This window comes from Nocardia pseudovaccinii (genome assembly GCF_050942345.1).
Lineage (GTDB): Bacteria > Actinomycetota > Actinomycetes > Mycobacteriales > Mycobacteriaceae > Nocardia > Nocardia pseudovaccinii.
This window is the reverse complement of the sequence record NZ_CP192074.1, coordinates 4,274,509-4,287,553: the sequence shown is the minus strand read 5'-3', so window position 1 is coordinate 4,287,553 and position 13,045 is coordinate 4,274,509. Positions and strand designations below refer to the sequence as shown.

At 63.6% G+C, this 13,045-nt stretch carries 12 protein-coding genes and 1 pseudogene; 8 read left to right on the top strand and 5 right to left on the bottom strand.

All coding sequences use genetic code 11. From position 1 onward, the window contains the following. Window positions 1–123 precede the first annotated feature (123 nt). Complete coding sequence (locus tag ACQPZ2_RS19260; protein ID WP_433526794.1) at window positions 124–363, bottom strand: hypothetical protein; 240 nt, start codon at window positions 361–363, stop codon at window positions 124–126. Here ACQPZ2_RS19260 and ACQPZ2_RS19255 point away from each other — a divergent pair. The 3 genes and pseudogenes from ACQPZ2_RS19255 to ACQPZ2_RS19245 form a co-directional block, all read left to right on the top strand. Further along, entirely contained in the window at window positions 256–675 is a 420-nt protein-coding gene (locus tag ACQPZ2_RS19255) for a transposase (protein ID WP_433527469.1), read from the top strand. The genes ACQPZ2_RS19260 and ACQPZ2_RS19255 overlap by 108 nt on opposite strands. A 262-nt stretch (window positions 676–937) precedes the next feature. After that, window positions 938–1,831: a class I SAM-dependent methyltransferase gene (locus tag ACQPZ2_RS19250; protein WP_433521608.1), complete on the top strand. Its 894-nt coding sequence runs from the start codon at window positions 938–940 to the stop codon at window positions 1,829–1,831. Between the two features lie 29 nt (window positions 1,832–1,860). Then, a pseudogene (locus ACQPZ2_RS19245) lies at window positions 1,861–2,730 on the top strand (phytanoyl-CoA dioxygenase family protein); the annotation flags it as partial. 523 nt (window positions 2,731–3,253) lie between these two features. Here the strand turns inward: ACQPZ2_RS19245 and ACQPZ2_RS19240 are convergent. The 3 genes from ACQPZ2_RS19240 to ACQPZ2_RS19230 form a co-directional block, all read right to left on the bottom strand. After that, entirely contained in the window at window positions 3,254–4,378 is a 1,125-nt protein-coding gene (locus ACQPZ2_RS19240) for an MAB_1171c family putative transporter (protein WP_433526793.1), read from the bottom strand. A 23-nt stretch (window positions 4,379–4,401) separates the two neighbouring features. Continuing rightward, window positions 4,402–4,773, bottom strand: a complete 372-nt coding sequence (locus ACQPZ2_RS19235) for a hypothetical protein (protein WP_433526792.1) — start codon at window positions 4,771–4,773, stop codon at window positions 4,402–4,404. A 164-nt stretch (window positions 4,774–4,937) separates the two neighbouring features. Further along, window positions 4,938–5,366, bottom strand: coding sequence for a helix-turn-helix domain-containing protein (locus tag ACQPZ2_RS19230; RefSeq protein ID WP_433526788.1), 429 nt, complete (start codon window positions 5,364–5,366; stop codon window positions 4,938–4,940). Window positions 5,367–6,151: 785 nt separating this feature from the next. Between ACQPZ2_RS19230 and ACQPZ2_RS19225 the strand changes: the two genes are divergently transcribed. From ACQPZ2_RS19225 to ACQPZ2_RS19215, 3 genes are all read left to right on the top strand, one after another. Next, entirely contained in the window at window positions 6,152–6,883 is a 732-nt protein-coding gene (locus tag ACQPZ2_RS19225) for a tryptophan 2,3-dioxygenase family protein (protein ID WP_433526791.1), read from the top strand. A gap of 122 nt (window positions 6,884–7,005) precedes the next feature. Continuing rightward, complete coding sequence (locus ACQPZ2_RS19220) at window positions 7,006–8,007, top strand: aminotransferase class V-fold PLP-dependent enzyme (RefSeq protein WP_433526790.1); 1,002 nt, start codon at window positions 7,006–7,008, stop codon at window positions 8,005–8,007. Window positions 8,008–8,539: 532 nt separating this feature from the next. Then, window positions 8,540–9,295 carry a hypothetical protein gene (locus ACQPZ2_RS19215; protein WP_433526789.1) on the top strand — a complete coding sequence of 252 codons (756 nt, stop codon included), beginning with the start codon at window positions 8,540–8,542 and terminating at the stop codon, window positions 9,293–9,295. 67 nt (window positions 9,296–9,362) lie between these two features. Here the strand turns inward: ACQPZ2_RS19215 and ACQPZ2_RS19210 are convergent, their stop codons facing one another. After that, a complete protein-coding gene (locus ACQPZ2_RS19210; RefSeq protein ID WP_433526788.1) occupies window positions 9,363–9,791 on the bottom strand; it encodes a helix-turn-helix domain-containing protein in 429 nt (142 codons plus the stop codon). 260 nt (window positions 9,792–10,051) lie between these two features. On the opposite strand from ACQPZ2_RS19210, the gene ACQPZ2_RS19205 reads away from it, so the two are divergent. Both ACQPZ2_RS19205 and ACQPZ2_RS19200 read left to right on the top strand, forming a co-directional pair. After that, the gene (locus ACQPZ2_RS19205; RefSeq protein WP_433526787.1) at window positions 10,052–11,449 is read left to right on the top strand and encodes a hypothetical protein; all 1,398 of its coding nucleotides are present in this window, start codon (window positions 10,052–10,054) and stop codon (window positions 11,447–11,449) included. A gap of 16 nt (window positions 11,450–11,465) precedes the next feature. Beyond that, window positions 11,466–13,043: a hypothetical protein gene (locus ACQPZ2_RS19200; RefSeq protein WP_433526786.1), complete on the top strand. Its 1,578-nt coding sequence runs from the start codon at window positions 11,466–11,468 to the stop codon at window positions 13,041–13,043. Window positions 13,044–13,045: the final 2 nt, after the last annotated feature.

Sequence of the window (13,045 nt, the reverse complement as noted above, 5' to 3'; positions counted from 1 at the left end):
GATTTCCACCCGCGCCGACGCCGGATACGACGTCCGCTCATCGACAGGAGACATCGCATTGTCCATCGTGGCAGATCACAACCGATTCGCCGTCGGTGTCGATACCCACGCCGCCACACACAGTTACGTGATCATCGAATGCCCCTCGGGGCGGGTCACCGATGAATCGAGGTTCCTGACCACCAGCGCCGCCCGCTCACCGCGGCGCAGATCGCGACCATCGCCAGCTGGCGCAGCCGCAACGAACCACTCGGAATCGCCACCGCGAGAACCGAAGCGATCCGACAGGCCCGCCGCATCGGTGACCTCGACCATCAGCTCGAAGACAATCGTCAACGGCTCGATGCGCTTCTCGGCGAGCACGCACCGGAACTACTCGCGCTGCCCGGTGTCGGCGCGGTCGTCGCCGCGGTCATCTTGACGGTCTGGTCGCACCCCGGCCGGATCAAGACCGAGGCCGCACTGGCCAAAATCGCTGGAACACGCCCGATCCCAGCATCATCGGGCAACATGGAGCGTCACCAGCTCAGTCGTGGCGGCGACCGCCGCCTCAACCGGGCGATCCACATCATCCTGGTCGTGCTCGCCCACGCCTTCCTCGCCGTCACCGACCCGAAAGCCCATGCGGGCTGGGCCGGATCACAGTCGCCGAAATCCGCCGTCTCCTGGCGGTGATCATGCACCCACCCGCACCCTCACCCTGGCCGACATGGTGAAATCCACTCCGGTGCATGCCATGTCAAATCGACTCAGGATGCTTGCCGGACCTGGCGTCAATTGGCTACGGTAGAACACGTTCGCCGAGAAGATCATTGGCAAATTTTGATCGGCCACTAGCGGGGAGGTTCCCGACATCGTCGTGGCCTACGGGCCATACCAGAGGTCGAGCGGTCTATCCGACTCGACTTCGCCGGAGGATTCGGAACGACAGGGCTCGATGATGGTATCAAAAATCAGTGAATACCAAGGCGCGTCACCGGATGCGGTCCGCCATCACTATGACATCGGAACCGAGTTCTATCGGCTGTGGCTCGACAGCAGCCTGACCTACTCGTGCGCATTATGGTCCGAGGGCGACGATCTCGACCACGCCCAGCAGCGCAAGCTCGACTATCTGATCGAGCGAGCCGACATCGCCGGCGCGCAGCGTGTGCTCGACATCGGGTGCGGCTGGGGCAGCCTGATGCGGCGGGTAGCCGACCGGAACTGGCAGGCCCGCGTCACCGGCCTCACTCTCAGCCGAGACCAATACGACTACGTCCGAACGCATTCCACAGATCGGATCGATGTCCGGCTCGAACACTGGAACACACATCGTCCGGACCGTACTTATGACGTCATATTCTGCGTCGGCGCACTCGAACACTTCGTGAAATTCGGACTGTCCCGGCGCGACCGCACCGCAGCCTATCGAGAGTTCTTCACGCACTGCTCCCGTATGCTCCGCCCGGGCGGCGGACTGGTCATCCAGACGATCGGCAAGGGCAACCGGCCGCTGGACCACAACGCGCTCAACGATGTGCGGTTCCTGGCGAACGAGATATTTCCGGAATCGGATCCACCGCGACTGTCCGAACTCGCCCATGCCGCGGAGAAACTTTTCGAAATCGGTTCGGTGGTCAACGATCGTCACGACTACTCGACCACGTGTGCGGAGTGGTTGCGCAGGCTCCGGTCACACCGCACCGACGCGCAACGGCTCGTCGGCGCCCGTATCACCGAGGCATACGAACGTTATCTGGAGGCGTCCATCCGGCAGTTCGACCGGGAACACCTTGTGCTCTATCGAATCTCGCTTCGCAAGGTGGCTGATTCGCCGTCCGAGGCGTGACCGGCCGCCAATCCAGCGAGGAGTCAGTCATGGACCCGGGACAGACGCCCCGCGTGAACGATGTCATCACCGAACTCGACGACCTACGTGTCGACCTGGCCGGCCGCCACCGGGCCACGGCCAGCGCGGGAGCGACGATCGACCCGGCGGTGGTCGATGCGGATATGCGCGCCCTCGACCGCGACGGGTACGTCATTTTGCCGGACCTGATCACACCCGCGGAATGCGAACGCATACGCGCGGCGAGCACGGCTCTGCTCGGCCCGCCCGGACGAAATACGTTCGAGGGCAAACAAACCCAGCGGGTGTACAGCCTGCTCGAGAAGACCCGCGCCTACGACCGGCTGCTCGACCATCCGCGCGTGCTTGCCCTGCTCGACCGGCTGTTCCTGCCGAACTACCTGCTCTCCCAGTTGCAGGTGATCAACATCCTCCCCGGTGAGCAGGCCCAGCTCCTGCACCACGACGACGGCTTCTATCCGATACCCAGGCCCCGCCCGCCGCTGAGCGCCGCGACGATGTGGGCCATAGACCCGTTCGCAGATCGCAACGGCGGCACGGTGATTCTGCCCGGCAGCCACCGATGGGATTCACGGCAGCCGACCGAATCCGACGCCCGGGTCAGCACGCGGATGCCTGCGGGCTCGTGCGTGTTCTATCTCGGAACCCTCTGGCACGGCGGCGGCGCGAACCAGACCGCCGCTCCTCGGCTCGCCGTGACCGCACAGTATTGCGAGCCGTGGCTGCGCCCTCAGGAGGCGTACACGCTGTCGACCAGCCGAGAAACCGCACGAACGGTGTCCGAGGACATCCGCCGCATGCTCGGCTACAGCATCCACCCGCCGTTCATGGGCGCTGTCGACGGCATGCATCCGAAGCGACTTCTCGAAAACCCCGATCCAGCAGTCCCACAGACAGGCGCGGCGACTTCTTCTCGAAAGACACCAACAGCAGCATCCGAATCACCCTTGTCGACGCGATCTCCCTCTCGCCGCTCGATGAAGCGCCCAACACGCTCCGAGAATGACTGCGGCAAGACGTCAGCGCCCAGGTCAGGCGCGCAGTAGAAATCGACACAGCTGTCGGCAGCGCGTAAAGGACGCTTGGCCGCGGCCAACACCTATCTGCGGGTGGCGTCCTGCTGCTGTGCCCTCGTCAGACGAACCACCAGTCCCTTCACTGTCCCTTGCTTCCTGCGGCACCGCGCAGCGTACTGACACGTATTGCTGACAAAGAGACGCTATTCCGGCTTCAAGTAGGCGAATCCCGCTGCGATTCCAAGGCCGTCTCGAATACCCACGGTTCGGGAATTCGTGCGACCCGCCGCGATCGGCTGCTGGTCTCGGCGGGTGTTATACACGACGATGCCGCCCACGGATCAAGTCTCGTTCGATGTCGTGGTCGGGCGTGCTCACTACGGCCTCAACTTGACGTCATCTCGGAAGATCGCAAGGCGCGGCCGACACGTCCGAGCCATCTGGCTTCGTCGAGCAGCGTGTCAGCGCCGGCGTGTTCAGCAGACAGGGTCATCGTCGTGTTGTGCCGAGGCGGTATGCCTGCCTGCTTCGCCTGGATCGCGGCCGCGATGACGGCCGCCTCGATCATTGGGCCGCGCTCCTGGTCCGGCAGGCCGAGCGCATCGGACCGTTCAACGGCCAGTCTCCGCACCTGCGGATCGGCATACCCGCGCAACGCCAGTTGCGCATCCCGAATGTCGATGACCCGGCGACAGAGCCGGAATTCGGCGTCCCGCAAAGGATTCCATTCGCGGCCGACAGGGAGGGCCACAGTGTTCGCCGCGCCGGTCGCGGATGCCAGGTGCCGGCTCAGCTCACCGAGTTGTCGTTCGGTTCGGTGGCATCGGTAAGCGTGGAGCAGCGATTCGAGAGCCTCACCACCTGGGGGAAGCGCCATGCCCGCGATGACGATGAGCAATCCGGTCACCGTGAGCAGCCCATCGACCACGGTATACATCGGCTGGGGTGTGTGGCCGAGATCGACTACGACGAGTGTGTAGCCGAGGAAGGCCAGACGCGCGATCACGACGATGCCGCCTATCGCGATGGCGCGGAATCCCCTGCGTAACCACGGCTTCGCAGTCAGCACGGCGTAGCGGAACCCGAACACTACCGCCGCGACTGCGCTGACACCGACGTAGCAGATGAACAGATACCGATACCGTGCACCGTCCGGAGACGCCGACGAGGACATGGCGAACAGCGAGACAACAGCGGCGACGACGACAACGAACCCCGCGTAGCACAGCCGCGCCCTGCGGCGAGCGATCTCGGCCCGTGTCGTGAGGTACACGAACCACACCTGGCTCGCGCACACCGCGAGCATCGCCGTGACATCACTCAGCAATATGCCGATTTTCGGAACATGTGTGTCGCGGTCGACGGCATCGGACTCGAGCCAGAGCGCCATGGTCGCGAGGATCGCGCCGGCGAACAGCGCACTCGCACGGTGCATCCCGTTGTCCGGATCTCGCGTGATGTCGCGAGCCTTGATGGCCAGGACAGTGAGGCAAGCGAACGCCGTGAGCAAGATGGGGAGAATCGGTTCGGAGGTCACAGTGAGTTGTCCAAGCGGTGGACTATGTCGGCGATCGCCGGATCGGCGGCGACGGTGACCGGCTGGCTCGAGCGGTGTGCGCGCTGAAGGAGCAACGTCGCCGTCATCTCCGCCTCGGCCTCCTGCTCGGTCGATCCGCATGATCTGGCGAGAACCTGTCCCTCGATCCGATCGGCGATGTGTACGAACAGGCAGTGCCGTCGGTCATCGCCGATCGGCTGACCCGTGTGACCGAGCAGTAGATGTGCGAGTTCGTGGAAGATGATCTGCTGGCGGTGAATCGGACTAGCGGACTCCTCGTAGATGACGGAATGACCGCGTTCGTCGGTGATCAGCAAGCCGAGTGGACTCGCTGGCGGCAAAGCCATCGGGATCAGTTCGATCCGTCTGCCCAAATGACTCTCCAGACGCTCGCACACTTCGCTGATACCGAAACGAGCCGGTAGCCAGAGCGTGTCGATTCGCCGTTCGCAGCGCTTCCGCAAATCAGTGGTTCGCATGGCAGTCCTTGGTCGGTCGAGTTCTTCGCGCGCTACTGGTCGCCGGGCGGGCCCGCGGGCAGTCGTTCCAATCGGCGGAAACGGTTGATCACGTCGGTAACCGCCGCCAAACTCTCAGCGGACAGACCCGCCGCCCGCAACGCCATATCACGCACCCCCGCATCCCGCATGGCAGCCAGCAAACCCAACTCGGCATCGACCTCACGACTGGTCTCATCATCGAAGAAGTACGCCGGAGGAACCCCGAAGAACCGAGCCAGCGCGCTCAAGTGCCGAAACGTCGGATTGTCTCGCTGACCGGTACGCAAGTACCAGACATACGAGCCCGACATCTTCACCCCTTGATCACGAGCGACCGCAGTGGCGACCTCCTCGTTGCTGAACTCACGACCATCAGGCCTGCGCACAACGTCGAACAGATGGGTCAATTTCGACGCCAACGTCGAGGCTGTTTCATCCACCGATCGCCTTTCCGTCAACTGGAATGGTCACGAACCATTATCCCTTGACGACCGTTGACAAGACATGCCACGCGTGGCAATAATCAGGTCCATCAACTGATGTGAAGAGAATTTGGTCATCATAGTCACACACGTTGACATGCTGGCGGATGCGTCAACTCATGGCGAGAGGACCGGCAGTGGGCAGGAGCCACACCGGAGGCCGATCGTCGGCGGGTCCTCGGTTCACCGCAACATCACTCGACACCGGCGCGAGGAGGCCACGGCCTGGCTGTCCACCGAACACAACACAGGCCGGCACCGCGGCAGGTGGTGGCCGACCGCGGTGCGATATCGCCGGTGTCGGTCGAAGTACTTACGGCTGGCATCACATGCGGGCGGGAGGTCCTAAGGAGATCATGTGGGTCGACCCTTGCGGGTCGATCCCGATGAGTTGCCCGCGTTAGAACTGGAGTCGCACCAGCGCGTCGAGGACCCGTCGAGAACTCCTCCGGTCCTTTGCCTGTGATACTCGGCGATCCCGCCTTCACCGGACCACCGAACCGTGTCGGCCGCTTACGAACACCGCCGGTTCTATTGGCTCTGATAGTGAATTTACCCGCAGCAGGAAGACCGGGTATCGAATTACGCGATAATCGGCTCCGATGCAAGAAGGATGACATGAATTTCAACCCCTTTCAGACGTATGGCGTGAATCCGATCGTATCCAAGCTATATCTTCGAGTTGTGCACACTATTCGAAGTAGGCGACGCATCGGCGCAGTGTGTCGCATCGAGGTGTTGCAATGAAGGATTACTCCCAGCAGATATTGAGTGGCGAGGGCGACAACGACTATGCCCGTTACATGCGTACCGATCGACTTCTGAATCTGCAGCGTCGCTCGGACGAAATGGTGCACCGTGACGAGTTACTATTCCAAATCGTCCATCAGTCGACCGAGTTGTGGCTCAAGCTGGCCTGCGCCGAGTTACGCAAGGCAGCCGACCATATCGACGATGCCGATCTGAACAGTGCAATCGCATTGTTGACCAGAGCATCTTTGGCAATGGGGCTCATCACCGACCAGTTGGAGATGATGCGCCATCTGTCACCTTGGGACTTCCAAACGATCCGTACCGTTCTCGGCCACGGTTCGGGATCCGACTCTCCGGGCTGGCTTTCGGTGCGGCGGGACAGCCGGACTATCGGTAAATCGTTCAGAGCACTCGTGCAGAATTGGGGCGTCGACCTTGCCGAAGTATATCGGGCCGAGCAGCAATCCGAAATCCACCGCCTCGCCGAGTCCCTGATCGAATGGGACGAGCGGGTTTCTTTGTGGCGGGTGCGGCACTTCAAGATCACCGCTCGGTTGATCGGACACCATGCCACCGGCACACAGGGCACGCCAGTCGCAATGCTGACCAAACTGATGTCGCACAGGTTCTTTCCTGAACTGTGGGAAATCAGAAGATTCCTTACGGATACCGGGCCGATGGCGCAAGCGGATGCCGAACCTATCCGGGAAGTTCGGAGATGAGTAGTCGGCCGACGTCTCCTGAGGCATTCCGATCTCATTTTCCGATGTTGCAACGCGCAGTACATCTGGCTACGTGCAGCCTTGCGGCTCGTTCGGTGGAGCTCGACGGTGCCGTGGGTCGGATGCTGGAGGACATGAATCGTGCCGGCCCGGCTTGGGAGGCATTCGAGAACCAGATCAGTGTGGCACGAAGTCGATTTGCGGCACTGATCGGTGCGCGGGTCGACCAAGTGGCGGTAGTTCCCAACGCATCGATCGGCGCCTTCCAGGTCGCCTCTACGCGGAGCTGGCAAACTCGCCCTCGCATCGTCACCACAACAGCTGAATTTCCGTCCATTGCCCATGTCTGGCGTGCCCAGAGGCAGTGCGGCGCCGAGGTTGTAGACGCCGGTCTCACCGTGGATAGCTTCACAGCGTTCATCGACCGAACAACCCGCTTGGTTTCGGTGCCTTTGATCAGTTATCAGCACGCCGTGCGGCTGCCGGTCGTCGAAGTGGTCCAGGCTGCGCACGCGGCCGGTGCTGAAGTCTTCGTTGATGCCTATCAGGCGGTTGGTGTGGATCCCGTGGACGTCGGAAGCCTCGGCTGCGATTTCCTCGTTGCGGGTACTTCGAAGTATTTACTCGGCTTGCCCGGCCTCGCTTTCCTCTACGCCCGTGCGCCCGAATATTCCGACCACATGCCGACTTTGACAGGCTGGTTCGGCCGAGTCGACCCGTATGCTTTCAACTCCTTCCAATTGGACTATCCGGCATCAGCGACTCGATTCGAAACCGGTACACCGGCCGTGCCTGCATGCTATGCCGCTGTGGCGGGGCTACAGCTTGTCGGTGAGCTGGATCTCGCACTTGTTCGCGATCATGTGCGGCGCCTGGGCGAAATGGCTCGCGAGCAATTGAGCGCACAAGGCGAGCGTGTGCGCGCCGTCCCGCTCGAGCTCCGTGGCGCACATATCGGGATTATCGACGCCGACCCTGCCGGACTCGGTCGGCAACTGGCCGGACATCACATCGCGGTCAGCCCACGTCACGACGTCGTAAGGGTGTCATTTCACTACTACAGCAATGTCGAGGACATCACCGCCCTATGCGCAGCCCTGCGCGACATCCGATGTGCGTTCTGAATTTTTCTTTTGCATCGACAGAAAGGCTCTGATGTCCACCGCTGAACTCATGTCGTGGCTATGCGTACCGGCCGCTGAGCGATTCCCCTACGAAGCAGTTCTTCGCGGGTATCACAGTGTCGGCAAGCACTTCGTGCCTGCCGACACATTGGAACTGCTCGACCAGGCCCGCGCGGTACTGCCCCGGCTCGGTGGTCCCTGGCCCCCGGTACGAGTCCTTGCCGCATTTCTGGACTGTGCGCTGGATAAACTGGACAACCGATATGATTACCCGACTTACTTGGCGCTGCGGCTGCTCGAGCTGCCCTCCATCGATGACCCGATAGAGCAGGCGCTGTTCGCCCGGTCTCGGTGTGATCGGCGGACGGTGCAACTTCTCGCGGATGTTCTAGCCTTCGAACTAGCCGCGATACAGGATCGAGCCACACTGCTGCCGACGATGCGTCCGCCACGGCATGTGGTCGAGAAGCGGATCCGGTACGGATTGCGTGCGATCCAGCCAGCGCTAGCGCGCCTGGGACTGGACCGCGGGTTGACCGACGCCGAGCCGGTCAACCGGGCGCAGCAAGTCTGCGCACTCGTGCACGCCGATATGTCCTTCGCGGAGCGGCGTGTGCTCGAGCTGAGTATCCTTCCGGTCTACACCATGCACGACGAGTACCTGTTTCTTCGGGTGCTGCAGACCTTCGAAACAACCTTCACGCTTCTGGCCATGCACCTGCGCGGTGCCGTGGCAGCACTGACGGTCAGCGACGTGAGCCGAGCGGTCTACTTCATCAGCAACTCGACGACTGCGCTGCGCGAGGCGGCGCCGATGTTCTCGATGCTTGCCACGATGCAGATCGAGTCCTTCCGGACGTTTCGTCAGTTCACCGAGGGCGCCAGCGCAATCCAGTCGCGAAGCTACAAGCTCGTCGAATCGCTGTGCCGGCACCCGGACACCGAGCGTGTCGACTCGCCCGCATACGATTCGGTGCCTGAGGTGCGCGACAGGGTTCTCGCCGGTCAGGAATGCACGCTCGACGATGCCTACACCGGTGCGAGCCGCTCGGGCGACATTGCCGGATCCGAACTGGCGCGGCTGGCAGAAGTGATGGCAAACTTCTCGGCCGCTCTGCTCCGCTGGCGCACCACTCATTATCGACTTGCAGTGCGCATGCTCGGCGGTGCCAGTGGCACGGGATATACCGAGGGCACCCCCTACTTGGCGGCCTCGCGCACGATTCCGGTTTTCACCACCGTCGAGTCCGTCGGCAATGTGGCGCCCGACAACCCGATTGTGGTCTGACACCTCGATCCACCGACACGAGGAAGGGTGGGCATGGCAGTCCTTGGTCGGTCGAGTTCTTCGCGCGCTACTGGTCGCCGGGCGGGCCCGCGGGCAGTCGTTCCAATCGGCGGAAACGGTTGATCACGTCGGTAACCGCCGCCAAACTCTCAGCGGACAGACCCGCCGCCCGCAACGCCATATCACGCACCCCCGCATCCCGCATGGCAGCCAGCAAACCCAACTCGGCATCGACCTCACGACTGGTCTCATCATCGAAGAAGTACGCCGGAGGAACCCCGAAGAACCGAGCCAGCGCGCTCAAGTGCCGAAACGTCGGATTGTCTCGCTGACCGGTACGCAAGTACCAGACATACGAGCCCGACATCTTCACCCCTTGATCACGAGCGACCGCAGTGGCGACCTCCTCGTTGCTGAACTCACGACCATCAGGCCTGCGCACAACGTCGAACAGATGGGTCAATTTCGACGCCAACGTCGAGGCTGTTTCATCCACCGATCGCCTTTCCGTCAACTGGAATGGTCACGAACCATTATCGCTTGACGACCGTTGACAGACAACGCCGGGCGTGATGCAATCAAGTTCATCAACTGATGTGAATGAACTTGGTCGTTATGATCACACATGTTGACATCGAATGGCGTCAAGCGTGGGCGGAATTCCGAAGAGAGGTCACGTGGGTCAACCGTTGTGGGGCGATCCCCCGATGTCTCAGGTCCTGGCGTATCCGTGTTCCGAACACGTCGGAGTGCGCGGTGACCAGTTCCGGGGGTGAGGATCTCGCGGCATTGGCAGATCGGATCGCGGACGGGCTGCGTCGGCTTGCCCCACCCGGGTGGCAACGGTTGGAGGCGTGGTTCGCGTTGACCGTGGTCGCCGAATCGGCGCTGTTGATGGTCGACGATGGCAGCCGGTCGATTCGGTGCCAGGTGTCGGATGCGGTGTGGGAGATGGTGCGTCGGCATCGGCGGCTGTCCGCGGGTCCGGAATCCGGGCCGTGGTGGCGGTTGCTCGTGCGCATCGACACGGACAGTGTCGAGATCGTTGCCGATCAAGGTTTGGACGAGCCGTTCCCCGGTGAGCAGTTGTTCGCACCGGATGCGTATCTGGCTGACGTGGAACACTACCCGCGCGGTCGGTTGCCGGTGTGGTTGGCGGCTTACCTCGGGCGCGGTGAACCCCAGTCGAGGCCGCCACAGGCTGCCGCGCACGGGATGCAGGCGGACCGGCGTGCGGGTCTGCGGGCGGTAGCCGTGGATGGCGAGCTGCCGGAGCTGGCGGTGTTGTGGGCCCGGTGGGCTGTACTGGCCGCGGCCTTCGTAGCGGTCGGCTCGAGGCGGGGGCCGCGGATCGGACCGTCGGTGGGCATCTTCGAAAGTGCGGGACACAGCGGCTCGACGTTGACGCTGCTGCCCGGTGACCGGGCGGTGCTGTCGGGCGGGGTGTGGAATGCGCCGGTCTTGGACGCCGCGTACAACGGGAGTGGCGTGATGCCGAAATTCTTTGTGGGAGCGCCGGATTGGGTGGCGGACCCGGTGCTCAATCCGCGTGCGATAACCGGGGTGCTTTCGTTTTGTTATTGGTGGGAGGCCGGTCGATGGTATCGGGGCGAATCCCCTCCGATACCGGAGTGCGCGCCGGCGTTGCCTGCGGTATGGACCGTCTCGACGACTGCGGGAGTCGTCGACAGCCTCCTGGGTGACCGGTCGGCTGGAAGTCCGGATGCCGCCGAACTGTTGGTGTTGGCGGCGCAAGCGGGTGCGGTGACTCGCGAGGCGATGGTGCACGTCGTCGGCGATGGCGACGGGATCGACAGCGATGGTGGACTGTTCCAGCTGATGCTCGCGGATCTGGTCGCCGATCATGTCGACGGGATTCGCGAAATGGATGCGCTCGATCTCGTCCGGGATCACATCCGTCAGCGGAGCTACGACACCACCGGATATTCGCTGTCGACGTTGCGGGCCGATCGCATCAGTGTGGGCTGGTTGGTGCGTTCGCCGGTGCCGAACGGCGAAATGGCCTTGGACCGTGCGGTTTTCTATGTCGCTGACGATGGCGTCGTCGAGCGCTCTACCTCTTCGGTGCCGCTGTCGGTGTTCGTCACCGAATTCGAGCGACGGTTCCGGATACGTAGCGGCGGCCGAGTCTGACCGACGAGGTGGGGACATGAACAGTGCAGTGCGGTTGGACCCGGACAGTCTGCGGAATCGAGGAGCGCGGCTGGCCGCACTCGGTGACCGGGTGGGGCAGACCTATGCAGGCTTGCGGGATTGCCTGGCACAGTCCGAAGGCAGCTGGGGCGACGACGATATCGGCCTCGCGTTCGCCAAGGAGTTCGAGCCACACGCCGAACAATTGCTGGCGAACGTGCTGGCAATAGCGGAAAGCCTGCACGGCACGGCTGCCGGAATCATCGACGCCGCAAGCCAATTCGAGGCACAGGACGCCTACCTTGCCAGTCGGGTCAGCACCGCAGCTGCGAACGTGGACCCGAATATCGCGGAGCCGACGCAGCGGCCGGACGGCGCAGGTGGCACGCCAGCGCTCGCCGGCCCGCATTCACCTGTGACATACGATCCCGCGGCGACAGCTCCTGCAGCAGGGGGCCAGCCCTATCTCACGGACCGGATGCAGCCCACCGAACGATCCGCGCCCGGCGGCCCGCGCTCACCGGACGCTGCCACGGCGCGATCCAGACCACAGGACGGTCCGCTCCGCCCGAATTCTTCGGATCGGATGGGCGAGGGGTCGAATCGGGCAGGCCGAGAGGACAGTGGCACACCCGGCAACCGTGCCGGGCAATCCGGTCGCCGACCCTCTCCGTCCCCCGGCTCGCCCGCTCCCTCCCCCGGGTCGCCCCCGTCCTCCTCGGTGTTGCCCCCGGCCGCCACGCGGAATGGGGCCCGGTTGCCGGTCACCGCGTCCGGAGCACGGCCAGCCGTCGACGTGGGGCGGCGAGACACCCCGTGGACCGGGCAACGGCCCCCGACACCCGGCTCGCCTGCGAGTGCCCAGCCGAGTTCCCCGAGCCCTCGGTACGGTTCGCCACCGCGATCGAACAAGCCCGCCGACGAACCGCAGCGCGAGCGTGATCGGCGTGGTCCCGCTGGGCGATCGGTTTCCGATCCCATGGTCGGGTGGCTGGCGCGGAGGTTGGCCGAGAACCACGGTGTGCGTGTGGCCGGCTTCGATACACCCGGCCTGCAGGTGTCGCCGGTGCGGGCGTTCGTGGCCGCGGTGGACCGGGTGCTCACCGACTACCCTGTGATCGCCCTGGATATTGTCGCGGTGGCAGAACTCGGTACCGAATCGGGCATGGTGCGGTGGAGTTCCGAACCGCGCGATTCCCGGGGCACAGCTCGCTCGATCACTCTCGACCAGCGGACCGCGCAGGAGGCGGAAAGCGATGCCGAGCCGGGCATCTACGCGGCCACGTTACGTGAATTCGGCCGGGCTCTCGATGGCGCCGGTGGCGGTCTGGCGGGCAGGCAGGCGCAACGCGTCCTGATCGCGGAGTACCTACGTCTGGAACCGGCACGCCACCGCACACTCGCCGATGTCGTGCGCGGTTACCAGCACTGGCGTGCCGAATTGGCCGGGGACGCCACCACCGCGGGCGGATTCGACGCGAACCGCGCCCTCGGCGCCGCGTTCGCCGATGTGGTGCAGCGCGGTGATGCGGCGGGCATCCCGGCGAAAACCCTGCACGCGGTGCTGGTCGCCGCGGCATCTCGGCGTGGGTAGGC